Genomic DNA, 26,009 nt, shown 5'->3' with positions numbered 1-26,009 from the left:
GTTAGTTCTCCTCCTTGAGCCGCCAGCCGTGCCCCCGCTGGAATTCAACTTGCCCGTTCTCAGCTAAGGCGTACAGCCGGTTCTCGATTTGTCGTTGGAGGTGTTGGGTGACATCGTCACTAGCAGAAACGCGCTCTATGAGTTCGTCTAGTGATTGGTACTGCTGGTCCAGTACCCGAGTGACGAGGTCATCGATACTGAGGTGGGTTCGACCACCGCCGCCTTGTCGAGCCTCTTCAAGTTGCGTTTGGAGGTCGTCGATTTTGTTTTGGAGTTGCTTGACTGTCTGGTCCTGTGTTTGGATGAAGGGTGCGCCGCTGTCCCGATACATCCGGGCTTCCTGAATCAGGTCGTAGAGGTACCGGCTGAGGCTGGACCCTTCGTGTTCGGCTTCTTCCCACCATTCCTCTTTGTGCTGTTTGGCGGGGAAGAGTTCGGCTCTGGTCGTATTCTTGTGGAGCGTTTGGAAGTCCCGTTCGTCGCTGGGGCTGTCCACAGATGTCTCTGTCATACTAGAACCTCCGAATAGTCATTAGGTTGTTAGGTTAATGATATTACCGGTAAAAACGCGGTCTATGTCCCGATTTCGGAGGAAAACGATGTTTCGGACTTCGCCGTCTCAGTCGTCGTTATGTCTCTGCCAGCGAGCTTCCTGAACGAGTTCGACCAAATAACGACTCAGGCTGATTCCTTGTTCGTCGGCCTCTTGTTGCCATTGTCCTTTGTGCTGGCGGTGACAGTAGATGTCGACGCTGGTCATTCCCTCGCCTAATCCTTTGTTGTCGTCCATCGGTCGACGGGGCGCTAATGGTGCATCAGTCATCGAGAATCGCCATTTAACCAGATGGCTGTCAGGATATTAATGATACTGCTGGATGCTATCGGCTCCGATTATGATGGGGACAGAGGACCCGTGCGTTTTCGAGAACAGTCTGGCCGCCCTGTGAGTGTTCCTCGATGTGGTCGGCGTCCCAATTACTCCAAGACACTTTTGCCTCCTCTTCGGTTTTCCCTTCCTCTACGCACATCTCGCAGATGCGGTCACTCTCGATGAAGAGCTTAATTCGCTGCGCTCGGGAGAATGCCCGTTGGCTGTCCGTCTCTTGAATATCGGGCTCTGTCTCCCAGAAGGCGTTTTCGAGGATGTAGTGTCGCTTGTTGACTGCTCCTCGGTTCTGCTGGCGAGCCTCCTTGAATTGGAGCATTTCGCTGTCGTCTGTATCCTCAACTTCGAACCGCTTGAACCACTCCTCGGTGAAGTCCCGAACCTCGTCGTAGTTGTCTCGCCCGAAGTTGTAATCGCCGTACTCTAACTCACGGATGAGCGAATACAGGCTGAGGATGAAGTACTCCTTGTTTAGGAACTCTATCTCTCCGTTCCCGTTCTTCAGGTCGGTATCTCGGTACAGTTCCGTAAGGAGGTCGAGTATCCGCTGAACGCGCTGAATCTCATCGCGTTGTTTGAACTCCTCTAAGTCCTCGTGGACAGTGAACCCCTCTCGCTTGCAATCGAATAGTTTGGTGACCTCCTTCCCGGTGACCTTCGTCGGGCCTTCATCAATCTCAATCAGGATGAAGCGAGCAAGGAGTGAGAGTTGCTGAAGTCGGTCGTTGTTCCGAGCGAGAAGCGTGAAGAACTCGTGGCGATTTGGGTTGTCGTCGCGGCTTTCGTAATTCTCTCGGTCGAAGCTGATGTCGTCGGCTGTCTGGACGATGAAGTTCCGAACGGGGCTGTAGGTCTTACTGTGGTTCTTCTCGATGTTGGTCAGGTGTTCGCCCTGCTGGAGTCGCCAGAATACCTTCGTGGCTAACTCCTGATGGCGCTTGTCGTCGGGGTCGTCGATGCCGCGCAGCTTGATGACTTTGAGCGAACACTGAGAGTCGATATACTCTTGGACGTCCTCGCTAAGTTCGGAGTATCGTTTCCCAGCAATCTCGTGTTCCGGGTTGAGTTCGCGGAGTTCGGGGCTATCGGGGAGTGCGAATTCGTCCTCGAAGAACTCTTGAATCGCGGTAATTCGCTGTTGGCCGTCGACGACTTCGAGACGGAGGTCGTTACCGTCGAGGACAACTTGTCGGATTACAACAGGCGGGACGTAGAGTTGGCGAACGAAGCTATCGATTAGTTCCTTCTTCTTTCCGGTATCCCAGACGGTCTTTCGCTGGTAGGGTGGCCGCTTAACGAAGTATTCGCTATCGCTGTGGAACTTGCTGATGTCCCAGTCTTCGTCATTCGAATTGAGAGGGTCATCGACGTAGATTGCCATACTATTGCTGTACAGACATTACCATTATAATAGTGTCCTGTCGCTACGATGGCGGTCGATTCTTAGACTGACGAAGTTTCCTCTATCTGGTCGCGGAGGAGGTCGAGAAAATCAGGGTCGTAGTCTTCATCGACGTGGTTCACATTCCACAGTCCGGATTCGCGGATTTTCTTGCTCCGACTATGATTTCCCAGCCAATTATCTGCGCGAGCATCAACGGCCTCTCGCTGGTAGTTACTGAGGAGCGCAATCGTGTTTCGTTCGATGTAGGCCCGTTGACTCTCGGCGCTTGGTTCGTCGTCAACGTTGAGCCAGAGGAACGGCAGGTCCCGAAGATAGCCGCTTACTCGCCGCTCCATCTCGAGTTCATCAAGTCGGCGTTCCCGCTTCGCGCTTGAGCCCTCGCCCCAATGCGGATACTCATTATTCAGGGAATCACGCTCAACGAACGCCTCGCCGACTCGTTTTCGGAAGACAGAGCCTCGGTGGTTCCCGCCGCCTTCGTAGGTTCCCCGCTTTGCTCCGCGATGCGTTCTGAGTCGGTCCCAGAGCGAGGTACTACTTCCCTCGGAGACAGCGTGAGTCCCGATGCGAGTAATCCGAAGCTGGTCACCGGCGTCGCTGTCTTCGTCTGATGCAAAAAAGAAGTAGACGCCTCGGTCGGGCCAGTCCATATAGCCGGTGCAGTCCTTGAGCTTCTGTTTCCCGCCGACAGTCTCCTCTAACTCAGTCATTAACTGGTAAAACCGATTCACTTGGTCCGTCCTTGTCATATTCTTATTTATTCGCCATTGAACACTCGCAAATAGTATTTTTCACCAACTTAGCAAATGCTGGGGACGTTTCCAAATAACGTGTGGAGGACAGTACCCCACGGGATTTGTGCCAACCCTTGAATGCCAAACCCAATGATGAGAAAAAAGATGCCCCAGATACCATCGGTAACCTCTACTGTTTCTGAACCAAAATCAAAAAGTGCAAGGTCTTTTCCGGAGCTACGCAGTTGTCCTCTTGAGGCGTGAATTGCCTGGAACCCGAGGAAAACACCGCCGAACAAGTCGAATATCAGGCCATAGACTTGGGTATTGAGAGTAAACTGAGTAGCTAACAGGGTACCAGCACCTAGCAAAACACACAGTCCAAGGACAGTATAACTTCTAAATGAATTTGAGATGGCTGCAGCTGATGCATCAATATCTTCACTAGATACCTCTCCATCACCCAACCCATTACTTTCGACAATAGAGAGAGTATTTATTAGGAAGATATTGAGCGGCTTTGCCATATCAATTAAATGTAGAACGACCAATGCTAGCGTGATTGGGAGAATCACAAACGCAATTAAAGAAGTGCCCAAGCCTAGTTCACAAACATTGGTAATACTGGCTCGAAGAAAAAATATGAGTCCAATCACCGACAGAATAGAGATGACTACACCTTTTCCTCGCCGGGCAACCACCCTACCAAGTTTCCTACGCCATCCCGTTTTGATAGAGGGTAGCTCTACCACTCCTTCATCGTTGTAGTAAGCCCGACCCTGGTCGGTGATTCTAAATTCACCATGTCCTAAGTACTCAACTAAGCCAAGGTCGTGAAGAATCCAGAGCCTTTGAGTAATATCTATAGTCGAAAGTTCGACATTCTGTGCATCATCCGAGACATCTCTCAAGACCTGTCTTTTGTTTGCGTCACTCTCATATGTTGATTGAATACTTTTACTCGTTCCAGAACCACCTCCTAAATTGAGAATTCCTAATACAACGTCATCTGAAGGCCGCATACAATCGCTGCGTTCAGCAGGCATTATTCAAGATAGGAATATCTCAACAGATGTGTTTACTGTTTTGAATTTAGGATGCCTCTTCAGGGCTAACTACTGAAGAGACTACTTGTTCCGGTCCTACCTCCAGTAACCGTCGTGAGGAATCCATGAGCCCGCGAGGAAATTTCCGAGAGAACTGGAATATCTCCTTCCTCAGCTATATCGCTGAGGTCAATGTTCTTCCGTAGTTCCGCTTCGCCCTTTGTGAGCGAGATTGTCTCGTCAGAGTTGTTCTTCTCGATGGTGATTTTGACGTTGTTATACGAGACGTCGTCTATCGTCTCGAATGCCGTCTCTGAATCGTTGTACCAAGCTTCGAGTTCGTCGACGACGAGGTTCATATCGTCGCCGCCCTCTGGTCGGAATTCGATTGCCTGCTTCATCTCTTCCTGGTCAAAGACCGAATCAAAGTCAGAGTGAAGCTGGTCCGGAGACCCATCTTTCTCTAACCGGAGACGAACCGTCCTATCAGCCTCTCGCATCTTCGGGAAGATATCCTCTGTTCTGACGGGGTCTATCTTTACGTTGACTTCATCGGAGTAGTACTCCCGAATCCACCGACGGAGAGTGATATAGAAGGGCTCTTTCGCTCCGTAACGCCGTGAACGTTCCAAGAAGAGATACGCTTCCTTAGCGTTCCCCGAGGGAGTGTACGTCATAAAGTAGAGCGGCTTCTCTTCGGCGTCATCGATGTCTCGGCCTCGTTCTCGTCGTTCGCCGCTCTGTCTGTCAACGAGGTTCCGTACGACTCCGTAATTTCCGAGATAGAGATTCCCTTCAACCACTTGCTCGGATGACTCCCAGTCTGTACTGAGCGCGAGGGTTACGTTTGAGAGACGCTCGACTTCTTCTCCGAGGTCAGCGAGGTTCGATTCATAGTACTGGCAGAACGACCGAAACAGGTCGGTGAATGTCTCGACGTCCGAGACTGAAGGAGCCTCACTAGATGCCCCAAGTTGGCTCTGTACGGTGGTATCGTATTGCTGGAGGTCCGTTAAGTCCCAGAGGTCGTCCTGGCTGGCTTCCCCATTCGGATGAATCTGTACTTTGTACGGAATGAGCTTTGTCGCGGCCATTTGTATTCAGTCTCCGGTGTGTTTCGATGGGAGACAAGTGATACTACGTAGACATTCATATAAAATATAACGGTGGCGAGGTGAAAGTGAAATGAAGAACAAGAATCAAGCTCAAATCGCCGTTATACCTCTATTATGGCCCTTTTGAACGTCTTAGAGATTATCTACGTTCCGGGAGGGGTTCCAGGAACGAAGTCTTGTACGCGCCCTTCCTCCAAACTACGACTGAAGAATGCGCCCATCTTCTCACGCAGCGTCTCCTTCCGAGAATCAATCCGAAGACCGTACGCTTTCGTCTCCCCAACTTCGAGGTCTTGCCAATTCTCTGGCTTTGGTTCATTGAGCGGTACGAGGAGACTGCCGGTCGTATCAACCTCGCCTTCGATTATCAGTTCGCCCCGAATGATACCCGCGTCCTCCTCGATGAGGTCCATTTCGAGGACGACAATCGAGTCTTTGAAACCTTCGTCATCTTCTCGTTCTTCGAGCATCAGTTCTTTCGCACGTTCCTTGTCCATCGTCAGATGTTGCAGTGAATCGGAGACAGGTCCTTATCGTTCGGGTTGTAGTGAGCCCGGTCCCCAGTGAACGACTCGTCTATCAGCGTCAGGTTCCCCATCTTCGCTACGGTAAAGAGACGCCAGAATGGGACTCGCCGCGAGTTACTCCCTCCCGCAATTTGGTAGCCTCGAAGCGACTCCTTGCCCTTCTTGCTCCGGCCGTGGCAGTAGGGTTCGACCTTTCGATGATGGCCGTCGTAGGTGAATTCGATTACCTTCTGCTCCTGAATCGCTTTACAGATGATATCGCTCATACTGAGTGTGGTCCGTACTTTGTAACCGACTGTCAAGAAGGCTATCTAACCGAGGTGAAAGTAGTCCGGCAATTGGACGCTCGAATTACGAGTTAGAGATTTACAATAGGATTCTGTTAGTAAGGGTATGTCCTACGGGAATCGCTCAGTTTGGCGTGAGTGCCCTGAGTGCGGTGAAAAGCAGAAAGTGAAGGCAGGTCAGTGGGCTACCTGCCGAAATTGTGACGAGAGTTTCCACGCGTAACCGATACGAGTGTATTCAAATATCTACTCCATCTTGGAAGAATCGTCGCGCTGGCTGCCGATTTGGGTATGGCTCAGCGATATTCTATAAATAGTTTTGTGAGTCGGTAATAGTTACTGGTTCGAGTGCCGAGGCCAGTTTCCTCTCGTAGTTCGCGCTTGGGTGCTTCATCAGCAGCCCCACCGTCCTGGACACGGCCACTGAAGTGACAGCAAACGTCGAGTCCCTCACCGAGCAGGCTGAACAGGCACAACCACGGCTCGAAGGCTTCCAGGTCAGTACAAAAGAAGGGACCACAGAACCTAGCACCCACAGCGATCCGTAGTAGGTCCGCCCACGCGCCTTTTGAGCTGTGAACACGGGTACAAGCAGTGGCTCTTCTGGGGGCCGAATTCAAAGGCATCTTGGAATGCGTTGAGTGCAGTCATGCCCGAGCTGATATCGACATCCACCCAGAAGATATTGTGTGCAGGCTGGCTCCGAACTTCCTTGTTGTAAGCCGATCACCGGTTTCGCCATGGAACTGCTGGTAGAACCCGAACCGACCGCGATGATAGTCTAGCTCGCTCCCAATTCGTTCGAGCGTCGTTCTGACCTTGATCATTCGGAGGTAGTGTGTCACACCCTTGTCCTCGATAGCGGCTCTGGCCGCGCTAGTTATTCGATGCCGTTGATCGAAAAGCTGGATATCGGTTAAGGGCCGTGTTTAACCGCTAGATAGCGCTGGGTCAGGTCGCCAGAGTAAGGCAGTTGAAACGGAAGACTGCGAGCTGTGTCAATGCTAATTTTCGTTGCACTGAAAGAGTGGTCGTCGCACTCAAAAGATTGCTGATGATTGGGACGAACCTGCGGCCCCAGAAGGGGGCGGTATGTTCATCGACGCAGCGATAATACCTATCCACTGTCTCTAGATTTACTTGACACGACCTCTCGGATGACGATCGACCTTCTGAAGCAGACCTCCCAAATATCGCGGTATGTATGGCTTGAGGCGCCCTAACTCTCGAATCCGGCCACGGTGAATGACAATCTCTGGTCGAAGTCAGTTATCTCTGCCCGAATCGATGTTTCCTCTGGACTAACGAAGGAAACCACGACCGGTCTCGAACTGCCACCAGAGACTTGCGAGAGTTACCGGAACGAGCCCCCACGTATGTGCGAGCACCATGCTCCGGAGGAACCTATGTGATCGGAAAAATCGAACTCGTTGCAGTTTCTCGACAGCGGAGCACAGGTAAGTCACGAGGCTTCCTCAGCGTTGAGGCTCACGGTACCCAACACTACTGGACGGTCCCATCGAGAACGTCGCGCTCGTTGACGCCGACTCGGCCGGCGGCGAGAAACGCGTCGCCTGCCTTGTCGGGTACAATAGGGGAGATCATGGATGTCTCGGTGTCCCGGGCTGTGGAGGTCACCGAGTGTGGGCTTTTCGTCGCAACAACTCGGCCCTTCTTCTGATTGGTGACTGTTTCAAAGAAATCGAGGGCCGCGAGCTTATCCTCTCTCTCGGAGAGAACTGCCGTCGTGACCGTTATCCTGCCAATGGTACTGGCGTCAATCGAGATGGCTCGTCAGACAACGCCAGGGAGCTCAACTAGAAAGCTTCGCATCACGGTAACATAATGGAGGGCCGTCTAGCGGACCTCCCCTTGTTACTCCTCTGTAACGAGCTGGGAAAGGGAACAGAAGAGATCGGTAAGCGTACCCTGGCGTGGTCTATCCGTGGGAGAGAACTGGACTGCCACGGCGTTGGCTTCCTCATGGACAGAGAGTGCCGAAACGGCATCACTTGGGAGGTCTACCCGAGCAGCCGCCGCTCCGGCAAGCCCAAGGTCTTGACGGAGCGCGGCTGCAAGTGCTGTGGTGGGTGCCTGTGAGTCCAGCGTCATTGACACACGAAGCTCTCCGTCGTCCGAGATAGCCCCATACCGACGTGTAACGTGGTCGTACACTGGTGGTTTCCGAACAGGCCTAACGGAGCTACACGGTAATTGAATGTCACCGAGGCTGAACCGAAACGGGGACTGTCGCTGGGTCAGGGAGTACGTCCGAAGAGTCGATCCGCCGACTGGGTCCATATCACCATGCCAGACTCCGATGGTGTCCGCGACGATCGACGGGTGACCGACGACGAACGCGGTATCTGCGAGCACGCTCCCGGCCGTTTCCCCGTCGGTGTACATTGCCCTGTCGTGGCGCATCTCAGTCTGGCGGTCGGTGGAACCATCGACACCGACGAAGTCAACGAAGTGTTCTTCCGTCCAGTTTGCCCAGACGACGACCGCACCACGACCACCGGCAGAACCGATGAATGCGAGTTTTCCGATGCGCGACGCATCAACGGTCTGGGACGAATCTGTGGACATCAGCCTACGGAGTCGGGCGGGAACTGAAGCAAACGGAAGGGCTTCCGCCACTAATCCGGCGACGGCACGGACAGACTCTGGAGGCTCCCCTCGGTCGATATGAGCCACGGCGAGTGTGTCTGCGCTCGCCGGAATCGTTCCAGCGGTAAGGTCATCAGCGCCGAGTTGGGTGGAACCAGTTGTGTTTCCGTTGGCGGTGATGGCGTCAGTGCCGAAGGCTACGACACTCCCGCCGAGTATGACACTACCGGCACCCGCGAGGACTCGCCGTCGTGACTTACCCGGAGACATTATTCTCTAACAAGTGGTCACGTAGCTAAATGACTTGTTGTCAGATATTACGTCACCCCACTTTCCGACCGGGACATCTAGGCCCCACTGCAGGTCGACATTGATGATGACCATCGTACGCCGGGTCGGCCGCCTGTCGTTGGCACAGTCGGGTTCCCACTGAGCCACGCTTCCGACCTCAAATACGGCGTTGTTGGTCGATGAGTTGTGGCTCGGTTTGTTGATCTTGAATTGGTGTTCTGCCTCACCGGTGGCAAGCGTTGTTGCGTCCGTGAGTTCAGCCCCCGGAAAATTCACACTGCTACTGTAACCAACTGATCCAGAGATTCCGCCCGATGACGCTCCGAGCGAGATAGAGGCACTTCGGGTCCCGGTAACATCATCGACTTGTCCTTCGGGGTCAGTACCGGTGATGAGTTCTTCTTTTGGAATGTCGTTGACTGGCATATCCCAGTCTTGAACCACGGTTGCGCTTTTGTTGTTATAACCATCCTGAACTGTCGGGGTGCAGTACCCGTCTTGGCCGTCGTTACAGATCTGTCGACCGGGTTCCATCCGGACCTTCGCACGGGCACCGCCACGTGGACGATCAGGTGCTTTCCGTACGTCGTTTGTGAACTTCACGTTCCCCGGACGCACGTTGTAGCTACCCATCTTTGGGAACTCGTGATACAGATCCGTACTCCCGTCGGGAACCTAGTCGTCCCGATCTTCCTCGCTGGACGCGGTGGCGGTACCAGAAATTGATATTTTCTCGTGTCGGCTTGGACCTCCGTTGCCGGGCCATCCTGTTGCTGTGCATGTGCGAAATCCCGGAATCGTTGCCATCCCTGCAGCACCCACGCCGAATGAGTTCAGTACCGTTCGCCGGTTTGGTCTCTGATGTTCGTCAAATGTCACGGGATGACATCTGTCGCATGAAACGGACCGCCCTTCGTTTGTCCACAATGATCGAATTATGGCTATTGCAGTGTGTTTCACCGATCAATTCGGCTATTCGTTTTAGTACTCCAGCAACCAGCGCAAGGCTGGGAAGCTTAGCCCTGCAGAACCGACTGAGAGTGCGTGGTGGATCCGCACGTCAGGAAGCTTTCGGCCCGTCCCCGCGCTATCGCTTGCCACTGGCGTGGGATCTCTGACTGACACTGGGTGCCCCGGCGTCGAGCAGCCAATCCGCTGGCTGTCCACGCCTGTTATTTTCTGTCGAACTTATTGTGCGCGCTAACTGTTGTATCGTATGTGAGTATCACCGTTGATACTATCGCCAACGGACTTTTGACACAGTCCGGCTAGGGCCAGACATGATGGACACACCAGAACACGCCAGCACCAGCAGCCGGCGGCGGCTGCTCGGGATGCTGGCGGCAGGGGGGACGACCGCAGTCGCTGGCTGTACCACGATCACCGGGGGTGGTGACACCACATCCACCGGCGGCGGCGACAGTGGCTCGTCGTCGATCGTTGTCGGCTCGAAGGGGTACGCCGAGCAGGTGACGCTCGGATACGTCGCCTACGAGCTCCTGGCAAACACCACGAACGCGACCCTCGTCGACGAAACCGGCTTCGGGGGGAACACAGCCATCTCCGAGGCGTACCGGACCGGGAACGTCCACGCCTACTACGACTACATGGGGTCGCTGTGGTCGTCGCACCCGCCGAAACACGACAGCGCCGACTTCGACACGCCGGACGCCCAGTACGACGCGCTGAAATCGGAGATGGAGGCCGAACACCCGATCCGCATCCTGGATCGCGCGGACTGGCAGAACACGTGGGCGGTGTTCGTCGCCGAGCGCGCCGTCGAGGGCACGGGCATCCAGTCGATCAGCGACCTCGCGGCGCACGTCAACAGCCGAAACTACGACATCAGGCCCGCGTTCGGCGACGGGTTCCGCTCCCGGAGTGACGGCCTGGACGCGCTGTTCGACTACTACGAGTTCGACCCCGAGCGCGTGACCGCGTGGGCATCCGAGCGCGAGTTCCTGGAGACCGCGTCCGCACAGGCCGCCGGCACTGCGGTCGACGAAGGGTACGCCGATCTGGGGGTCGGGTACAGCACCAGCGCCTGGCTCACCGACGTCGACAACGTTCGTGTGCTCGACGACGACCGGAACTTCTGGCCGTTCTTCCATCCCGTCGGCGTCGTTCACGAGGACGTTGCCACCGACGCGGTGGTGGCGGCGCTGAACACGATGCCCGACGCGATCCCCGACGCGGAGACGATGCAGGCGTTGAACAGTCGCGCCGCTGCGAGCGGGAACCAGCAGGCGGCCGCCGACCACTTGCAGAACAACGACTTCATCTGACCCCATGTCCGAACCCACGGCCGACGCCGGCGACAACTCGCCGTCGTCCACAGACACGGCCCCGCTGGATCGCGTGAAAGCCATCGCCTTGCTGCCGCTGCGGTCGTACCTGGTGAAGTTCGCGGTCGCGTTGCTGGTGATCCTCGTGATCATCGCGGCCGGCGGATTCTGGGTGCAAGCCGACGCCACCGCCACGCTGGAGGCGAACACCGAACAACAACTCGAACAGGAGGCCGTCTCCGATGCGACCGTGATCGGCGACTGGCTGGAACGCAACGAGCAGTCCGTGCTCATCGCGTCGAACAACCCGCGGCTCGGGTTCAACACCACGGCCGCCGACAAACAGGCGTACGTGACACAGCTCGTGGCGGCCGAACTGGACGCCGATCGGATCGCCGACGTCCACGTCGCTGACCCCACCGTCGGCGGGGCGAGCGACGCGCGCATCGTTGCAAGCACCGACGAGGACGCCCGTGGCACGCGCGTATCGGCGGACACCCACCCGTGGGTGGACCGCACGCGATCCATCGGCCGCGACACCGTGGTGTCCACGAACCCCTACCGGACCGCCGGCGGCCAGCGGGTCGTCAGCTCGATGAGCGTCGCAGCGGACCTGACACACGTTCTCGTCGTGGAGTACACCGCGGGGGATCTCAGCGACCAGTTCGGTGCCGGCATCGACGGCACGTTCACGCAGGTCGTGCGTCCGACCTCGGACGCGACGGCGGTGTTGTTCTCGGACGCCGGAACTGACGCCGTCGGGCAGCCCTACATCCCGGACCGGTCGCAGTCCGAGATCCCGGCGCTCGACTCGGCCACCGAGCAGGGACAGTTCACGAACACCCCGACGAAAGACAGCGTGCTCGACCGTGAGTACGTCGCCGCGTACACGACCGTGCCCGGGAAGAACTGGGTGGTCGTCAAGCACGCGCCCTCCGAGAGCGCGTTCGCGTTGAGCAACCAGATCCGCACCGGGATCCTCGGGTTCATTCTGGTCGCGCTCGTGGGCGTGGTTCTGGTCGGTGGTACCATTGGGCGCAACACCGCGGCCGCGGTGCAGTCCCTCTCGGCGGCCGCAGCGGAGATCGAGGCCGGGAACTACGACGTGGACGTGGCGAGCTCTCGCCGGGACGAGATCGGGCAACTGTTCGCGTCCATCGGGAGCATGCGTGACGCGTTGGTCACCCAGATCGACGAGGCCGAGGCCGCCCGCGAGCAGGCCACGGAGGCCCAGCAGGACGCGGAAGCGGAGCGCGAGCGCGCCGAGGACGCCCGGGAGCGCGCCGAGGACGCGAAAGCCGACGCGGAAGCGTTGGCGGCCGAACTCGAAGCGCAGGCCGAGCGGTACAGCGACGTGATGGCGGCGTGCGCCGACGGCGACCTCACCCGCCGCATGCCCGCCGACGACACGGACAACGAGGCGATGGCGGCGATCGCGGCGTCGTTCAACGAGATGCTCGCGCAGTGGGAGCACACCATCATCGACATCCAGGAGTTCGCCGACGCGGTCGCCACCGCCAGCGAGGAGGCCGAAGTCGGAGCCGCCGACGCCGAGCGCGCCAGCGGCCAGGTCAGCGAATCCGTCCAGGAGATCGCCGGCGCGGCCGACGAGCAGCGCAACATGCTGGACACGGTGTCCGGGGAGATGACTGACCTGTCGGCGGCCATCGAGGAGGTGGCGGCGTCCGCCGATTCGGTCGCCGAGCACTCCCATCAGACCGCCGAGATCGCGCGCGACGGCGAGCAGACCGCCGAGGACGCCATCGAGCGCTCGCTGACGGTGCAGGAGGCAATCGACGCGACCGTGCAGAACGTCGAGGCCCTCGACGACCAGATGGCGGAGATCAGCGAGATCGTGGACTTGATTTCGGACATCGCCGAGCAGACGAACATGCTGGCGTTGAACGCCAACATCGAGGCCGCTCGCGCCGACAAGAGCGGCGACGGCTTCGCGGTCGTTGCTGACGAGGTCAAGGACCTCGCCGAGGAAACCCAGGAGTCAGCCGGCGACATCGAGCGCCGCATCACCGAGGTGCAGTCCCAGACGACCGCCACTGTCGCCGAAGCCAGGGCCGCCGAGGAGTCCATGGACGCGGGGATCGACGCGGTCGAGGAGGTCGTGGACGCGTTCACCGCAGTGTCCGACCACGCCGACGAGACCGACACGGGCGTCCAGGAGATCAGCGACACCACCGACGATCAGGCCGCCAGCACCGAGGAGGCGGTGTCGATGACCGAGGAGGTCGCGGATCTCAGTGACTCCACTGCTGGGGAGGCACAGAGCGTCTCCGCCGCCGCAGAGGAGCAGGCCGCGTCGATGTCCGAGATCAGCGACAGCGTCGAGTCGCTCAGCGGCCAGGCCGAACAGCTCAAAGCGCTGCTGTCGGAGTTCGAGGTCGATGCCGACCGGGACGCCACGCCCACGCAGACCGACTGACCAGACCGCAGCCGGTCAGTCCGACTGTCCGGCGGGCGCGTCGGTTGCTTCGCCGTGCGCCGTGCCGGTGGTCTCGGTCCGGAACTCGTTCAACCGGTCTTCGAGGGTGTCCGCCTGCGCGGCCAGTGACTGCAGGCTACTGGTCACCTCGGTGATCGATGCGGTCTGTTCTTCGGAGGCTGCGGACACGTTCTCGGCGCGATCGGCTGTTGCCTGGCTGATCGTGGCGATGTCGTCGACGCTGGAAACGACGCGCTCGGAGCGCTGGGCCTGCTCGTCCATCGCCTGACTGATCTCTTGGACGCCGTCGGTCGTCTCCTGGATGTTCTCGGTCACCGCCCCGAACGCGTCGACGGTCTCCTCGACGGCCGCCGCCCCGTCGTTGACGCGCTGCTCGGCGACCCGGATCTCCTCGACCGTCGTGGCCGTCTGTGACTGCACTTCCTCGATGAGCTCCGCGATGTCCTTGGCCGAGCGCTGGCTCTCGGTGGCCAGCTCTTTGACCTCGTCGGCGACCACCGCGAAGCCGTCCCCGTTGCTACCGCCGCCCGATCCCGCACGAGCGGCTTCGATGTTGGCGTTCAACGCCAGCATGTTCGTCTGCTCGGCGATGTCGCTGATGAGCTCCGCGATGTCGTCGATCTCGGTCGTGAGATCTTCGAGCGCGTCGACGTTGGCGACCGTCGTCTGCATGGTCTCCTGGACGGCGTCGATCGCGTCGATGGCGTCCTCGGCGGTCTGTTTGCCCGCCGTCGCGACGTCCGTGGTGTCGGCTGCGGTGTCCGCGACGCTCTGTGCGGTCGCCGCCACCTCCTCGACGGTCGCGGAGTACGAATCCATCTCCTCGGCGACCGACTCCAGTTGCTCGCGTTGGTCGTCGGTGCCGGCGGCGATCTCCTGGACGGACTCGCTGACCGTCTGGCTGGCGTCCTGGATCTCCTTTGCGCCGGCGGTGGCTTCCCGGCTGGCCGTCGTGACGTTCGTCGAGAACCCCTGGATCTCGTCGATCGTGCGCTCCATCGTCGTCAGCATGTCGTTGACGACGGTTGCCACTTCGGCGATCTCCGCGTTGTCGGTCGTGGCATCCACCCTGGCGGTCAGATCCCCGTCCGACGCCGCTTCCAGCGTCGCTCCGACTTCGGTCGCCTGGGATTCGAGGTCCGCCGCCAACTGCTCGATCTCCGCGCTGCGTTCCCGTGCGTCCTGTTTGGCCGATTCGGCCTCGGCCGTCTGCCGCTCGGCTTCGGCCTGTTTCTGTTCGGCCTTCTCGCGGGCGCGCTCCGCCTCGGCGCGCTCTTCCTCGGCCTCCTGGCGGCGCTGGGCGCGCTCCTCGACCAGCGCCTCCATGTCCTCGACGATGGCCAGCGTCGCAGTCCCGCCGATCGCGAACACCGCCACTGTCGTCGCCATCAGCGGCCCCGTCGCGAGGTTGAAGATCTGCGTGGCGACACCGGCTTTCTCCAGCATGAGCGACACCGTCCACGTCACGCCGAGCAGTGAGGCGAACGTGAACGCCATCCAGAACGCCGCTTCAGCGTCCGTGTCCCGGTAGTTCCGGTAGCCGAGCGCGGCCGCGGCACCGAACCCGATCGCGCCGACCGCGTCGCCGAGGGGCGCAACGACCGCGTCAACGAAGACGGCAGCCCCACTCATGCCGTGTCCTCCGTTGCCGTCATCCCTTGCCGGCGCTGGTAGGCCGCGAACAGGAACGTCACGCCCGCGAGCCCGATGCCGACGACGTGCTCAGTGGCGTTCAACACGACCGGCAGAACCACGGCTTCGAGGTTGGTCGCCACCATCCCGACCACGAGCAGGAGGTAGCCGACCGTGAACAGCTTCGTGCTCTCCTTGTACTGGCTCACCACCGGGAACAACCCCAGCACGGCCACGATCAATCCCACGACTTCCAGAACACCGAACGCCCCAATTGCTGCCATTGCACACACTTACTTCCCGAGAACGTAGGAATGTTACCCGAACGGTACTCTCTCACACACGTTTCGGTGAAAGATTTTGCGTCCGGACGCGTGCACGGGATCAGGTGGCATCGACTGGCACGCGGCGCGGACTCTCCGATCGCGCGACGAGAAGCACAGCTATGCGGGGCGAGAAGCGGTCGCGGCGCGGCCTGCTGTGGGCGCGGTTATTCGATGTGGCCTTCTTCGCGGAGCTGATCGGCGTCCTGGTCGGAGTACCGCCACTCGACGTTCGCCTTCTCGTCCTGCCAGTCCCACGGCTCGGCGAGCACGACGTCGCCCTCGTTGATCCACGTCCGGTACTTCATGCGGCCGGGAATGCGTCCCATCCGCTCTTTGCCGTCCTCGCACTGCAGCGTCACGTGGTTCCCGCCGTCGTGTCGCTTGACGACCGCAAACACTTCGTCGTCGTTGGGCATTCGGAGGTTCCGCCGCCCTGACTCATCGCTCACACGCTGCCTACGCGCCCGCCACAGTAAAAGGGCGCGGTCCCCCGCGATGCCCCATCAGTCACAACCCGGCTTTTTGTTGCCGGCGATCCAACACCACTCCATGCAGGGGAGCCTACCCGGTGAGCGTGACGTGACTGTCGTGGGCGGCGGCTTCGGCGGGCTCGCCGCGGCGGCCTACCTCGCCCGCGCCGGTGCCAGCGTCACACTACTCGAACAACACGACACCGTCGGCGGCCGCGCCGGCGTCCTCGAACGCGACGGGTTCCGGTTCGACACCGGGCCGTCCTGGTATCTGATGCCGGACGTCTTCGAACGGTTCTTCGATCACTTCGACCACGACCCACACGACTTCTACGAGCTCACCCGCCTCGACCCCCAGTACCGGGTGTTCTGGACGGACGGCGACAGCGCGACGATCGAACCCAACCGGCGCAACGCCCACGAGCTGTTCGAGTCCTACGAAGAGGGCGCCGGCGACGCGCTCGCGACGTACCTCGACCGCGCCGCCACCAACTACGATCTCGCGATGAACCGCGTCGTCTACCCCGACCGGACGGCGTTCCGGGATTACGCGAGCACCGACATGCTCCCGCTGGCGTCCCGGCTGCGGCTGTTCGGGAACATGGACGACTACGTCTCGCGGTTCTTCGACCACCCCAAGCTCCGCCAGCTCCTCGAATACACGCTGGTGTTCCTGGGTGGTGCACCGCACAACACGCCCGCACTGTACTCCATCATGAGCCACGTCGACCTCAACGGCAACGTCTTCTACCCCGAGGGCGGCATCGCCGGGGTCGTCGACGCGCTCGCCGAGCTCGCCGTCGAGCAGGGCGCAACGATCGAAACCGGGGTCGGCGTCAACGCCATCAGCGGCCGCCGCGGCGAGTTCACGCTCGCCACCGACGACGGCACACGAACCACGGACCTCGTGGTGAACAACGCCAACCCCGCGTACGCCGAGCGCGAACTCCTCGACACCGGCGGCCGCGACCACGCCCCCGACTACTGGGACGACCAGACGTACGCGCCGTCGGCGCTCATGTTCTACCTCGGCGTCGAGGGCGACGTGGAGCCACTCGCGCACCACTCGCTGGTGTTGCCCCCGGACTGGGACGGCCACTTCGCCCAGCTCTTCGACGACCCGGGGTGGCCCGATGATCCGGCGTTCTACCTCTCGGTGGCGTCGAAGACCGACGACACCGTCGCGCCCGACGGCCACGAAGCGGTGGTCATCCTGCTCCCGATCGCGCCCGGCCTCGACGACACCCCCGAGATCCGGGCGCAGTACCGCGACCGCCTGCTGGGGACGCTGGCGGCCCAGACCGGCGTCGACCTCCGGGACCGCATCGTCGTCGAGGAGTCCGCCTGCGTCTCGGAGTTCAGCGAGCAGTTCGGCGACCCCGGCGGGACGGCGCTTGGCCTGGCGCACACGCTGTTCCAAACCGGGCCGTTGCGCCCGGGAAAGCGCGACGGCCCCGACGGCCACTACTACGTCGGCGCGTACACGAACCCCGGGATCGGCATGCCCATGTGTCTCATCAGCGGCGAGCACGTCACCAAAGCCGTCATCGACGACGATCCCGCGGCGTCGGGCTCGACCGACCCGCTGGCCGTCCCCGGGGAGTTCAACTTCGACACGCCGACCACGGCCGACTGACCATGCACCTGTACTGGCACCAACGCGACCTCCGCGTTCCCGACAACCGCGGCCTCCACGCCGCCACCGACGGCGACACCGTCGTGCCCGTCTACGTCTTCGACGACACCGTGCTCTCCCAGGTGGGCCGCCCCAAGCGCGCGTTCCTCGCCGCCGGCGTGCGCGCACTGCGGGCGGCGTACCGCGAGCGCGGCAGCGACCTCCTCGTCCGCGAGGGCGACGCCGAATCCGTGCTGCCGGCGCTGGCCGACGAGTTCGACGCCGACACCGTGTTCCACGCCGCCCACTACGACGCCGCACGGCGGAACCGCCGCACGCGGGTCGCGGACGCGCTCGCCGCCGCAGGCGTCGACACCGCGGGCCACGTCGACCACACGCTCGTCGACCCCGCGACCCTCGACGACGCCTACCCCTCTCACAGCCAGTTCTACGACGACTGGCAGCAGGCACCGAAACCCGACCCGGTGCCCGCGCCGGACGCCGACGCGCTGGCCGACGTCCACGACGACCACACGCTCTCGGTCCCGGCCCCCGAGCCGCCGCTCCCGGATGCGGGGCACGCGGCCGCCACCGACCGCCTCGCGGCGTTCCTCGACGACGGCATCGCGTCGTACAACGACACCCGGGACGACCTCGCGGCGGCGGTCGACGCCCCCACCAGCGCCGTCTCCCGGCTGTCGCCGTATCTCGCCGCCGGCAACATCGGCGTCCGGGAGGTGTGGGCGGCCGTCGCCGACGCCTACGACGACGCCACTGGGGACGCGGCGCGGAACATCGGGAAATACCGCTACGAGCTGTCCTGGCGCGAGCAGAACTACCACCTGCTGTACCACACCCCCCGCCTCCAGACGGAAAACTACGTCAGCTTCGACGCCCCGATCGCGTGGCAGAACAGCGACGACCACTTCGAGGCGTGGACCCGGGGGGAGACCGGCTACCCGCTGGTGGACGCCGGCATGCGCCAGCTCCGCGCGGAGGGGTACGTCCACAACCGCCCCCGGCAGGTGGTCGCCAGCTTCCTCACGAAACACCTCCTGGTGGACTGGCGGCGCGGCGAGCGCCACTTCGCCGACCGGCTGGTGGATTACGACCCCGCGAACAACGCCGCGAACTGGCAGTGGACCGCCTCCACCGGGACGGACACGGTCGCCGTCCGTATCTTCGATCCGGTCAGCCAGATGGCGAAATACGATTCCGATGCGGCGTTCGTCACCGAGTACGTCCCCGAGCTGCGCGGCGTCGACCCCGAGACCATCGTGGACTGGCCGACGCTGCGCCACTCCCAGCGCGAACGCCTCGCGCCCGACTACCACCACCCGATCGTCGACCGCGATCACGCCTACGAGCGCGCCCAGCGCGTCTTCGAAGCGGCCCTGGACGGGGACGCGTGACCCGGGCCGCGGCCACACGCTGATTCCGCGGCGGTTTTACCGCGTGTCCCCGTAGCGCCGGCCATGTACGACCGGATCCTGCTCCCGGTGGACGACAGTGACTCGATGGACCGCGTTGTTGAGCACGCCGCCGACGTGGCCGGCCGCCGGGACGCCACCGTTGACGTGCTGTACGTCCTCGACGATCGGGCGTTCCTCACGCTCGACGACGGCATGCAGGACGAAGCCACGGCGCAGCTCCGCACGCAGGGCGAGCGCGCCGTCGAACACGCCGCCGACCGCCTCTCGAAGGCGGGGGTTGACACCGAAACGTACGTCCGCGACGGCGACCCCGCGGATGAAATCCTCGCGGTACTCGCCGAGGACGGCGCGGACCTCGTCGTGATGGGGACGCGGCGCGGCGACTTCGAGCAGTCCATGCTCGGCAGCGTCTCCCGGGACGTCGTCGAGTCGACCGAAACACCCGTGTTGACGGTCCCGGTCACCGAGGACTGAGCACCGCGGCGTCGGGGCCAACGTATTTGTGGCTCGTCGGTGTGGCCCGAGACATGGATTCCCGCTCAGACGAGTTGCACGAACGACAGGCTGTGACGGACACGATCAGCGTGACGTACGTCCTCGGCAGCGGCGGCGCGGCCGGTGAGCGCACCGCGGCCCGCCTCGAACGCGTTGCCGGCGACGTCACGATCGCCGTCACACCCACGACCGACCCGATGTCGGTCTCCGACGACGCCGGCTGTGTCGTCGCCGAAACCGGTCTCCACGGCGTTGACATCGTCTCCGTGGTGGCGCGGCTCGCGGACGCCGACGTTCCCGTGGTGGTGGTCGACGACCCCGACGGCAGTGTTGCTGCCGGATCGGCCATCGACGCCGGGGCGACGGCCCACGTGCGTGCCCGGCCGGACGGGGACACAGCCCGGGTGCTCGCGAACCGCGTTCGGGCCGCCGTCGAGCGGCGCCGCGACCGCGAGTCGATGTCACACACTGAGCGCCGGCTCCGGCGGGTGATCGACTCGCTGCCACAGTGCGTCCTCGAAAAGACACTCGACGGCGAGTACCTCCTCGTCAACGACTCGGGGGCGTCGAACTACGGGCTGGACCCCGACGCCGTCGAAGGGCACCGCGAGGACGAGTTCCTCCCCCCGGATCTCGTGGAACGCTTCCACCGCGAGGACGAACAGGTCATCGCCGACGACGAGGCGCTGCACATCCCCGAACAGCACGTCGACGACCGCGTCATCGGCGACGATCGCGTCGAGGAAGTCTACAAGCTCCCGTTCGACGACCCGGACACGGACGCCGACACCGTGTTGACCGTGGTTGCGGACGTCACCACGGCCTACGAGCGCCGCCACCGACTCGCCGGCGCGGCCACCCACATCGAGGACGCCATCTCCCAGATGGCGTCGGCGGACCCCGACCACGATCGCATCCGGTCGCTGCTCGACGCAGCCCACGAGTACGCCGTCGGCGACTCCGAGCGCGCCGTCGACCCCCAGTAGCCGCCGGCGTCGGTCAGTTCGTCGAGATGATCTCGATGACCGCCCGCGAGTCGAGGTCCTGGTCGGCGGCGATCTGGCGGTTCGCCCGGCAGTCAACGGCGTGCAGGAAGCCGTCACCGACATCGGAGTGAACGGCGTACGCGAAGTCTTCGGCGGTCGCGTCGGGTTCAAGCAAGAACACGTCGGGCAGCACGCGCCCGTCGGCGGTGCCCAGGCCGTTCGCCGACCCGGGGAAGACGGGCTTGACGCCGAGCGCGTCGAACAGCGCCGCCTCGATCGCGGACTGCACGCCGGTGCCGCCGTACTCGGTGACGAACTCCCGGATCGACTCCAGGCCAGCGCGCTGGTCGTCGCTTGGCTCGCCGACGATCGTGAACGCGTCGTCGCCCGCCCGGTAGTCGACCACGCCGCCCTGGTCGGCCTGCGTGAGCGCCTGCTCGGCGTGCGCGCTCACGGGCACGAACTCCAAGTGGTCGTACTCGTCGTCGTCGGTGATCGCCGCCCAGTTGGCTTGGGCTTCCGGGGTGTCCATCTTGTTCGCCGCGACCACCATGGGCTTGGTGCGGGTGCGCATCTCGCGGGCGAGTTCGAGGCGGTCGGCGTCGTCCCAGGTGTCCGGGTCGAACGCCAGATCCAGGGCCAACAACACCTGCTTGACCTCCTCGGGGCTCGTGCGGAACGCGCTCATCTGCTCGGCCAACTCGACTTCGAGGGTGGCGTCCGCCATGTGCTGGCCCTCGTAGCGCTCGATCCCCTTCTCTAGGACGTCGAGGTACCACTGATCGAGCTCCGTTTCGAGGAAGTCGATGTCCTCGCGGGGGTCGTGGCCCTCGGTCGCCTCGCCCTCGATGTCCGTCGTGCCGGAGAAATCGACCACGTGGATGAGCACGTCCGCCTCGTTGAGGTCCGTGAGGAACTGGTTGCCGAGACCCGCGCCCTCGTGAGCGCCCGGGATGAGGCCCGCGACGTCCACGAGCTTCGTCGGGACGAACCGCGTGCCGTCCTCGCAGAACCCCGTTGCGGGCGTGCACTCCTCGCCGAACTCGGGGGCGGCACACTCCACACGAACGTACGCTTCGCCGACCGCGGGGTCGATGGTGGTGAACGGGTACGCGCCCTCCGGCACGTCGTTGTTCGTCGCTGCGTTGAAAAACGTGGACTTGCCCACCGAGGGCTTGCCCACCAGGCCGACGCGATAGCTCATTGATCACCGGCAGGGGGTTCTCGCCTAAACGGATTGCTACCTGCGGGCCGTGTGCGAACCCGGGACAGACCCACCGCTGTGGCACCGGCGCTTTTACGCTGGCGGCGCTCCACGGTGGCGTATGAGCGAGACAGTCGTCGTGACTGGGGCGGCCGGCGGTATCGGAAGCGAAGCAGCCCACGCGTTCGCCGACGACGGCGCCACCGTCGTGCTCGGCGGCCGGAACCGGGACGCCATCGAAACGCTCGCCGCGGAGATCGGCGCGGAGTGGCTGCGGGCCGACGCGCGCGACGAGTTCGACGCCGAGCGACTGATGGAGACGGCCTCCCGGGCGGGTGATTCCTCCGGCATCGACGTGGTCGTTCCGTGCGCCGCCGTCTACCACGGCGACGCCGGACACACGCCGCTCGGGGAAACGGGCTACAGCACGTTCGACGACACCATCCGGACGAACGTGCGCGGGGTGTTCGCGACCGTGCGCGAGGCGCTCCCGCACATGGACAGCGACGGCCGCGTGCTCGTCCCAACCGGCAGCGTCGCCACCGACCCGAAACCCGGCTTCGGCGCGTACGCCGTGTCGAAAGCCGCCGCGGAGGGGGTTGCGAGGCAGTTCGCGGTCGACTGCGAGCCGGCCGTCGGCTGCGTCGATCCCGGCGCGGTCGACACCGAACTCCACGGCATGGGGGGCCGCGATCCGGCCGACGTCGGGGGGTTGTTCACGTGGGCGGCGTCGGTCCCCGACACCCTCGACGGCGGCGTGGTCGGGCTGAAAGACTGGAAGCAGGCGACCCGGTGATCAGACCACCGTGGGCAGCCCAGCGGTGACGTCGACGCCAGGACTGTAGGCGATGTGGGGGCTGCCGGCGGGCTGCTCGAACCCGTTGGCGGTGAAGAGGTCGTTCCGGCGGACGTCCAGGGTGGCGTCGGCGAGCTGCCAGGGGTCGTGGTCGACCGCTCCCTGGTAGAGGGTGCCGTCCTCGCTGGCGACGAAAAACCGATACCGCTCCAGGAGGAACGCGGTCAGCGACCCGGGGGTAGCGCGCGAGCACGCGCCCGCTTGCTCGTACGTCGCGTCGAAGGCAAGCGACGGCTGGCCGGCGTGCGTGCGGGTGCTGCGAACCGCGAGCGCGCCGCCCGCGCGGCGTTCGATCCGCATGTCCGCGGTGTAGTACGGCAGCCCGAACAGCCGGCGGGCGACCCGGACCCCCAGGGCGTCGGTGGCGTCCAGGTTGAAGAAGTAGATGCCGGGGCGGCCGTCCACCGTGACGTACGTGCGGAGGTTCAACTCCCCGAAGGTGCGGCCGACACCCGACGGGAGACCGCGAGGACGGATGTTCTCCATCACGAACGGGACCACCGAGAGGTACGCGTCGCCGTCGTGGGTGTCGACGCCGACGCGGTCGGGGAGTCGGTCGGCGACGACCTCGGGGTCGACCGGCCAGCTCGCCACCAAGACGTCGGCCCACCGCATGGATAGCACGTCCATACCAGCGGGTTCGTGCGCCGGCAGCTTGGCGCTGTCGCCAACCGACAGGTTGTTAATACTGGGTACAGATTTAATAATCGAATGTCGGTTTCACACTCCACGTCGAGCGCACGCGCCCGCACGATCCGGCTCGGCGCAGCCAGCGCCATCGTCTTCCTCGCCCTCTCAGCGTACGTCTCTCGCACCGGAGACGCCCCCAAACTGGTGGGCATCTCCTGGGTGGCGTTCACCGCGATGGCCGGCGCCGCCGCGCTCGGCGGCCACACCACCGCCGACCACCCCCGTGGGCTCGTCTGGGGGTACGGCCTCGCCAGCGGCGCAATGATCGCCAGCGCTGCCGCCTTCCTCCTCCCGCAGGCCATCGGCTACGCCGCCAAACCGGGCGGGTTCGGCGTCGCGGCCGGCATCCTCACCGGGTTCGGCGCGCACACCATCGGCCACCGGCTCTCGCACCTCGACCTCCCGCTGGACCGCACCACCGCCGAACTCTCCGCGCACTCGCTGGCCGCCGGCTCCATCATCGGCGTCGTCTACACCGCCATGCCCGGCCTCGGCCCCCTCCTCGGTCTCGCCATCGTCTCGCACAAAGGCCCCGCCGGCTACGCCGCCGCCCGCCGCCTCGCCCGCACCGACCGCTCCCCGGCGATGCTGCTGTTGCCCGCCGCCGGCGTCGGCATCGCCGCGCTCGCCGTCACCGTCGTTTCGTTCCCCACTGCCCCGGTCTTCCGGGCGGTCGTCTTCGGGTTCGCCGCGGGCATCTTCCTGCACGTCGCGATGGACTTCCTGCCGCACTGCGAGACCGGCAGCGACGTCCACGACGCGGTCACGCGCTCCGCCCACGACCACGACCACGCCCTGCTCGACCGCCTGCGCCTCCACGCCGTCGCCTCCACCGGCCTCGGTGCCGCCGTGGTCGCCGCGGCGTGGGTTCTCCTGCAGTAGCTACACCCGAATCCGACAACTGCGGGCGTCTCCCGGGTCGGTCAGTTGTAGTCCCGCCACCGGTTGCCGCAGTCCTGGCACTTGAAAAATCGCGTTGGCGGCTCGTCGGCGCTTCCGGTCTGCTTGATCGTGTACCACGCCTCGCCGTGGCCACACTCCGGACACGTCTCCTCGGCGGTCGGCTTCCCCTCGGAGGCCGCGGCCTCGCTGGTCTCGATGACATCGCTGGTGTCCTGGCTGGCGGTCTCCACGAACCCCTCGCTGCCCTGGCTGTCGGCGCTCGCGCCACAGGACGCACACACCATCTCGCCGTCCTGTTTGTGCATCATCGAGCCACACTCGTCGCAGAACTGCATACCTCGATTACTCGCGGTCGGCGGAAAAATCACTCGGGTCGTCTCCCGCCCGCCGGGCGACGATCGGACAGTCAACCACCCGGAAATGATCCACGTCCACCATCGCCGCGATCGTCGTGCCCTCGTGGGTGCAGCCCATCTCCGGCGGCGCGGCGAAGTGCGGACAGCCATGACAGAGACTCGACTCCACGACGGTCGTCTCCCCGTCGTCGGCCGCCGCGCTGTCGGTCGCGGCTGCACTCGACGGTGCCGCCGCCGCGCTGTCGGCGTCCGTCGCGAGCGCCGTCCACACCGCGTCCTCGTCGATCTCGGCGACCGACATCTCCTCGAACAACGCCGCGACATCGGCTCCGCCGTCGTCGTCGTCGTGGTCGCGGCGCTCGTCGATCCGTCGGCGCACGTCGGCCAGCGGCTCGTCGGTCTCGTCGTCGCTCACGCCCCACCACCGTCGTTGCCGGCGTCCTCGGCGTCGGCGTCGAGCACCTCGGACGGCTCCATCGGCCCGTCGCCGTCCCCGCGGGAATCACCCGCGGACGCCATCCGCTCCAGTGCCTCCGTCTCCGCCCCGAGCCACGACTGATCGGAGTCCTCCCCCTCGCCGTTGCCCTGCGGGCCGCCGGCCGCAAGCGCCGGCGTCTCGCCGGTTTCCAGCGTGTGATTGCTGAACCAGCCCGGATCCGGTGATACGTCCGCGAACGCCGCGCCACAGAACGGACACTCCGGGGCCGTCAGCAGCGCGACGTCCACGGCCTGCTCACACCCCTCGCAGTCCGCCGTCCGCACGCCCGCGACGTTCGCCGCACGCTTCAGGGCGTCCACCCGCGCCCGCCGGGCTTCGGCCGCGCCGACGCTCCGCACGGCCTCCCGCATCGACACCACCGCCTGCGCGAGCGTCGACACCTTCTCCGAGAGCCCCGCTGCCTCCTCGTCTAGGGACTCGGCCACCGCCTCGAAGTTCTCGAAGCCCGCGTCGACGCGCTCGGTCACCGCGGTCACGTCCTCCGCCACCGCGTCCACGGTCCCCTCGGCGTGCTCGGCGGCCGCCAGCGCCGCCTCGATGTCGGCCGCCAACTCGGGGTGACCGTGGCCGGCGTCGGCTTTCCCGTCGGTCTCGCGTTTCACCTGCACCACGCGCTCCCGGATGTCCTCCACCAACTCGTCGACTGTCGCCTCGTGGTCGTCGAGTTGCGCCTCCAGTTCATCGACGCGGCTCGTCACCTCCGTCAGCCGGTCACCGACCCCCTCGTCGGCTGCCAGCTCGCCGTCTTCGACGCTCCGATAGGCGGCCACCACGCGTTTCAGAAACGCGTCCTCCTCGTGGCCCAGCTCCTCGGCGCGCGCGGCCAACCAGGCGGCGGCCGGCCCCTCCAGAGTCACGCTCTCGACGCCATCCGACGTGCCGTCGGGCATTCGTTCGAAC

General features: G+C 63.1%; 27 protein-coding genes and 1 pseudogene. 9 read left to right on the top strand and 19 right to left on the bottom strand.

Annotation, left to right across the window (positions count from 1 at the left end):
* Nucleotide 1 precedes the first annotated feature (1 nt).
* The 8 genes from JRZ79_RS20045 to JRZ79_RS20010 form a co-directional block, all read right to left on the bottom strand.
* Nucleotides 2-511 (bottom strand): hypothetical protein, encoded by a 510-nt coding sequence (locus JRZ79_RS20045; protein ID WP_231546290.1) that lies wholly within the window; start codon nt 509-511, stop codon nt 2-4.
* A 108-nt stretch (nt 512-619) separates the two neighbouring features.
* Nucleotides 620-790: a hypothetical protein gene (locus JRZ79_RS20040; RefSeq protein ID WP_013035302.1), complete on the bottom strand. Its 171-nt coding sequence runs from the start codon at nt 788-790 to the stop codon at nt 620-622.
* 88 nt (nt 791-878) lie between these two features.
* Nucleotides 879-2,267 carry a DUF262 domain-containing protein gene (locus tag JRZ79_RS20035; RefSeq protein ID WP_231546289.1) on the bottom strand — a complete coding sequence of 463 codons (1,389 nt, stop codon included), beginning with the start codon at nt 2,265-2,267 and terminating at the stop codon, nt 879-881.
* 62 nt (nt 2,268-2,329) lie between these two features.
* Nucleotides 2,330-3,040: a hypothetical protein gene (locus JRZ79_RS20030; protein WP_346347527.1), complete on the bottom strand. Its 711-nt coding sequence runs from the start codon at nt 3,038-3,040 to the stop codon at nt 2,330-2,332.
* Nucleotides 3,041-3,090: 50 nt separating this feature from the next.
* Nucleotides 3,091-4,071: a hypothetical protein gene (locus JRZ79_RS20025; RefSeq protein ID WP_231546287.1), complete on the bottom strand. Its 981-nt coding sequence runs from the start codon at nt 4,069-4,071 to the stop codon at nt 3,091-3,093.
* Between the two features lie 65 nt (nt 4,072-4,136).
* Nucleotides 4,137-5,165: a hypothetical protein gene (locus JRZ79_RS20020; protein ID WP_231546286.1), complete on the bottom strand. Its 1,029-nt coding sequence runs from the start codon at nt 5,163-5,165 to the stop codon at nt 4,137-4,139.
* Between the two features lie 164 nt (nt 5,166-5,329).
* Complete coding sequence (locus JRZ79_RS20015) at nt 5,330-5,683, bottom strand: hypothetical protein (protein ID WP_231546285.1); 354 nt, start codon at nt 5,681-5,683, stop codon at nt 5,330-5,332.
* A 2-nt stretch (nt 5,684-5,685) separates the two neighbouring features.
* Nucleotides 5,686-5,979, bottom strand: a complete 294-nt coding sequence (locus JRZ79_RS20010; protein WP_231546284.1) for a WYL domain-containing protein — start codon at nt 5,977-5,979, stop codon at nt 5,686-5,688.
* 836 nt (nt 5,980-6,815) lie between these two features.
* On the opposite strand from JRZ79_RS20010, the pseudogene JRZ79_RS26210 reads away from it, so the two are divergent.
* Nucleotides 6,816-6,914 (top strand): annotated as a pseudogene (locus JRZ79_RS26210) (MarR family transcriptional regulator); the annotation flags it as partial.
* Nucleotides 6,915-7,503: 589 nt separating this feature from the next.
* On the opposite strand, the gene JRZ79_RS26140 reads toward JRZ79_RS26210, so the two are convergent.
* From JRZ79_RS26140 to JRZ79_RS20000, 3 genes are all read right to left on the bottom strand, one after another.
* On the bottom strand, nt 7,504-7,638 hold the full coding sequence (locus tag JRZ79_RS26140; RefSeq protein WP_269751339.1) for a hypothetical protein: 135 nt from the start codon (nt 7,636-7,638) through the stop codon (nt 7,504-7,506).
* A 237-nt stretch (nt 7,639-7,875) separates the two neighbouring features.
* A complete protein-coding gene (locus tag JRZ79_RS20005) occupies nt 7,876-8,880 on the bottom strand; it encodes a hypothetical protein (RefSeq protein ID WP_231546283.1) in 1,005 nt (334 codons plus the stop codon).
* 6 nt (nt 8,881-8,886) lie between these two features.
* A complete protein-coding gene (locus tag JRZ79_RS20000) occupies nt 8,887-9,327 on the bottom strand; it encodes a hypothetical protein (protein ID WP_231546282.1) in 441 nt (146 codons plus the stop codon).
* A gap of 854 nt (nt 9,328-10,181) precedes the next feature.
* Here JRZ79_RS20000 and JRZ79_RS19995 point away from each other — a divergent pair.
* Together JRZ79_RS19995 and cosT are read left to right on the top strand one after the other, a co-directional pair.
* Entirely contained in the window at nt 10,182-11,186 is a 1,005-nt protein-coding gene (locus JRZ79_RS19995; RefSeq protein ID WP_231546281.1) for a glycine betaine ABC transporter substrate-binding protein, read from the top strand.
* 4 nt (nt 11,187-11,190) lie between these two features.
* The gene (gene cosT, locus JRZ79_RS19990; protein ID WP_205252068.1) at nt 11,191-13,623 is read left to right on the top strand and encodes a chemotaxis signal transducer protein CosT; all 2,433 of its coding nucleotides are present in this window, start codon (nt 11,191-11,193) and stop codon (nt 13,621-13,623) included.
* A 15-nt stretch (nt 13,624-13,638) separates the two neighbouring features.
* On the opposite strand, the gene htr7 is transcribed toward cosT, so the two are convergent.
* From htr7 to JRZ79_RS19975, 3 genes are all read right to left on the bottom strand, one after another.
* Nucleotides 13,639-15,276: a chemotaxis signal transducer protein Htr7 gene (gene htr7 / locus JRZ79_RS19985; RefSeq protein ID WP_205252067.1), complete on the bottom strand. Its 1,638-nt coding sequence runs from the start codon at nt 15,274-15,276 to the stop codon at nt 13,639-13,641.
* Nucleotides 15,273-15,560, bottom strand: a complete 288-nt coding sequence (locus JRZ79_RS19980; protein WP_010903282.1) for a hypothetical protein — start codon at nt 15,558-15,560, stop codon at nt 15,273-15,275. Before JRZ79_RS19980 ends, htr7 begins: the two co-directional genes overlap by 4 nt.
* 206 nt (nt 15,561-15,766) lie before the next feature.
* Entirely contained in the window at nt 15,767-16,051 is a 285-nt protein-coding gene (locus JRZ79_RS19975) for a translation initiation factor eIF-1A (RefSeq protein ID WP_049892515.1), read from the bottom strand.
* Nucleotides 16,052-16,151: 100 nt separating this feature from the next.
* Between JRZ79_RS19975 and crtI the strand changes: the two genes are divergently transcribed.
* From crtI to JRZ79_RS19955, 4 genes are all read left to right on the top strand, one after another.
* Nucleotides 16,152-17,708 (top strand): phytoene desaturase family protein, encoded by a 1,557-nt coding sequence (gene crtI / locus JRZ79_RS19970; protein ID WP_012289373.1) that lies wholly within the window; start codon nt 16,152-16,154, stop codon nt 17,706-17,708.
* A gap of 2 nt (nt 17,709-17,710) precedes the next feature.
* Entirely contained in the window at nt 17,711-19,099 is a 1,389-nt protein-coding gene (locus tag JRZ79_RS19965) for a deoxyribodipyrimidine photo-lyase (RefSeq protein ID WP_205250938.1), read from the top strand.
* A gap of 63 nt (nt 19,100-19,162) precedes the next feature.
* Nucleotides 19,163-19,594: a universal stress protein gene (locus JRZ79_RS19960; RefSeq protein ID WP_205252066.1), complete on the top strand. Its 432-nt coding sequence runs from the start codon at nt 19,163-19,165 to the stop codon at nt 19,592-19,594.
* A gap of 53 nt (nt 19,595-19,647) precedes the next feature.
* Nucleotides 19,648-20,601 (top strand): PAS domain-containing protein, encoded by a 954-nt coding sequence (locus JRZ79_RS19955; RefSeq protein WP_205252065.1) that lies wholly within the window; start codon nt 19,648-19,650, stop codon nt 20,599-20,601.
* A gap of 13 nt (nt 20,602-20,614) precedes the next feature.
* Here JRZ79_RS19955 and JRZ79_RS19950 read toward each other — a convergent pair whose 3' ends face one another.
* Nucleotides 20,615-21,805, bottom strand: a complete 1,191-nt coding sequence (locus JRZ79_RS19950; RefSeq protein ID WP_010903276.1) for a redox-regulated ATPase YchF — start codon at nt 21,803-21,805, stop codon at nt 20,615-20,617.
* Between the two features lie 121 nt (nt 21,806-21,926).
* Here JRZ79_RS19950 and JRZ79_RS19945 point away from each other — a divergent pair, with 121 nt between their 5' ends.
* Entirely contained in the window at nt 21,927-22,601 is a 675-nt protein-coding gene (locus tag JRZ79_RS19945; RefSeq protein ID WP_010903275.1) for an SDR family oxidoreductase, read from the top strand.
* Here the strand turns inward: JRZ79_RS19945 and JRZ79_RS19940 are convergent, their stop codons facing one another.
* The gene (locus JRZ79_RS19940; protein WP_205252064.1) at nt 22,602-23,291 is read right to left on the bottom strand and encodes a DUF2071 domain-containing protein; all 690 of its coding nucleotides are present in this window, start codon (nt 23,289-23,291) and stop codon (nt 22,602-22,604) included.
* A gap of 81 nt (nt 23,292-23,372) precedes the next feature.
* Here JRZ79_RS19940 and JRZ79_RS19935 point away from each other — a divergent pair, with 81 nt between their 5' ends.
* Complete coding sequence (locus JRZ79_RS19935; protein ID WP_205252063.1) at nt 23,373-24,233, top strand: ZIP family metal transporter; 861 nt, start codon at nt 23,373-23,375, stop codon at nt 24,231-24,233.
* Nucleotides 24,234-24,274: 41 nt separating this feature from the next.
* On the opposite strand, the gene JRZ79_RS19930 is transcribed toward JRZ79_RS19935, so the two are convergent.
* Genes JRZ79_RS19930 through JRZ79_RS19920 form a run of 3 tightly spaced genes read right to left on the bottom strand, consistent with a single transcriptional unit; the run spans nt 24,275 to nt 25,999 of the window.
* A complete protein-coding gene (locus JRZ79_RS19930; protein WP_205252062.1) occupies nt 24,275-24,589 on the bottom strand; it encodes a transcription factor S in 315 nt (104 codons plus the stop codon).
* A 7-nt stretch (nt 24,590-24,596) separates the two neighbouring features.
* Nucleotides 24,597-25,025: a hypothetical protein gene (locus JRZ79_RS19925; protein ID WP_205252061.1), complete on the bottom strand. Its 429-nt coding sequence runs from the start codon at nt 25,023-25,025 to the stop codon at nt 24,597-24,599.
* On the bottom strand, nt 25,022-25,999 hold the full coding sequence (locus JRZ79_RS19920; RefSeq protein ID WP_205252060.1) for a hypothetical protein: 978 nt from the start codon (nt 25,997-25,999) through the stop codon (nt 25,022-25,024). The genes JRZ79_RS19925 and JRZ79_RS19920 overlap by 4 nt, the downstream gene beginning before the upstream one ends.
* Between the last annotated feature and the right edge of the window lie 10 nt (nt 26,000-26,009).

Source organism: Halobacterium sp. BOL4-2, from assembly GCF_016917835.2.
GTDB lineage: Archaea > Halobacteriota > Halobacteria > Halobacteriales > Halobacteriaceae > Halobacterium > Halobacterium salinarum.
The sequence above is the reverse complement of the archived record's forward strand: the minus strand, read 5'-3'. Positions and strand labels throughout refer to the sequence as shown.

Excerpts from the sequence above, each read along its gene's own strand:
- JRZ79_RS19965 (WP_205250938.1), top strand. The coding sequence starts at position 17,711 with ATGCACCTGTACTGGCACCAACGCGACCTCCGCGTTCCCGACAACCGC.
- JRZ79_RS19955 (WP_205252065.1), top strand. The coding sequence starts at position 19,648 with ATGGATTCCCGCTCAGACGAGTTGCACGAACGACAGGCTGTGACGGAC.
- JRZ79_RS19940 (WP_205252064.1), bottom strand. The coding sequence starts at position 23,291 with ATGGACGTGCTATCCATGCGGTGGGCCGACGTCTTGGTGGCGAGCTGG.
- JRZ79_RS19935 (WP_205252063.1), top strand. The coding sequence starts at position 23,373 with ATGTCGGTTTCACACTCCACGTCGAGCGCACGCGCCCGCACGATCCGG.
- JRZ79_RS20045 (WP_231546290.1), bottom strand. The coding sequence starts at position 511 with ATGACAGAGACATCTGTGGACAGCCCCAGCGACGAACGGGACTTCCAA.
- JRZ79_RS20005 (WP_231546283.1), bottom strand. The coding sequence starts at position 8,880 with ATGTCTCCGGGTAAGTCACGACGGCGAGTCCTCGCGGGTGCCGGTAGT.
- JRZ79_RS20030 (WP_346347527.1), bottom strand. The coding sequence starts at position 3,040 with ATGACAAGGACGGACCAAGTGAATCGGTTTTACCAGTTAATGACTGAG.
- JRZ79_RS19980 (WP_010903282.1), bottom strand. The coding sequence starts at position 15,560 with ATGGCAGCAATTGGGGCGTTCGGTGTTCTGGAAGTCGTGGGATTGATC.
- JRZ79_RS19960 (WP_205252066.1), top strand. The coding sequence starts at position 19,163 with ATGTACGACCGGATCCTGCTCCCGGTGGACGACAGTGACTCGATGGAC.
- JRZ79_RS20020 (WP_231546286.1), bottom strand. The coding sequence starts at position 5,165 with ATGGCCGCGACAAAGCTCATTCCGTACAAAGTACAGATTCATCCGAAT.
- JRZ79_RS20035 (WP_231546289.1), bottom strand. The coding sequence starts at position 2,267 with ATGGCAATCTACGTCGATGACCCTCTCAATTCGAATGACGAAGACTGG.
- JRZ79_RS19920 (WP_205252060.1), bottom strand. The coding sequence starts at position 25,999 with ATGCCCGACGGCACGTCGGATGGCGTCGAGAGCGTGACTCTGGAGGGG.
- JRZ79_RS20040 (WP_013035302.1), bottom strand. The coding sequence starts at position 790 with ATGGACGACAACAAAGGATTAGGCGAGGGAATGACCAGCGTCGACATC.
- JRZ79_RS19945 (WP_010903275.1), top strand. The coding sequence starts at position 21,927 with ATGAGCGAGACAGTCGTCGTGACTGGGGCGGCCGGCGGTATCGGAAGC.
- JRZ79_RS19930 (WP_205252062.1), bottom strand. The coding sequence starts at position 24,589 with ATGCAGTTCTGCGACGAGTGTGGCTCGATGATGCACAAACAGGACGGC.
- htr7 (WP_205252067.1), bottom strand. The coding sequence starts at position 15,276 with ATGAGTGGGGCTGCCGTCTTCGTTGACGCGGTCGTTGCGCCCCTCGGC.
- JRZ79_RS20025 (WP_231546287.1), bottom strand. The coding sequence starts at position 4,071 with ATGCCTGCTGAACGCAGCGATTGTATGCGGCCTTCAGATGACGTTGTA.
- cosT (WP_205252068.1), top strand. The coding sequence starts at position 11,191 with ATGTCCGAACCCACGGCCGACGCCGGCGACAACTCGCCGTCGTCCACA.
- JRZ79_RS19995 (WP_231546281.1), top strand. The coding sequence starts at position 10,182 with ATGATGGACACACCAGAACACGCCAGCACCAGCAGCCGGCGGCGGCTG.
- JRZ79_RS20000 (WP_231546282.1), bottom strand. The coding sequence starts at position 9,327 with ATGCCAGTCAACGACATTCCAAAAGAAGAACTCATCACCGGTACTGAC.
- crtI (WP_012289373.1), top strand. The coding sequence starts at position 16,152 with ATGCAGGGGAGCCTACCCGGTGAGCGTGACGTGACTGTCGTGGGCGGC.
- JRZ79_RS19950 (WP_010903276.1), bottom strand. The coding sequence starts at position 21,805 with ATGAGCTATCGCGTCGGCCTGGTGGGCAAGCCCTCGGTGGGCAAGTCC.
- JRZ79_RS20010 (WP_231546284.1), bottom strand. The coding sequence starts at position 5,979 with ATGAGCGATATCATCTGTAAAGCGATTCAGGAGCAGAAGGTAATCGAA.
- JRZ79_RS20015 (WP_231546285.1), bottom strand. The coding sequence starts at position 5,683 with ATGGACAAGGAACGTGCGAAAGAACTGATGCTCGAAGAACGAGAAGAT.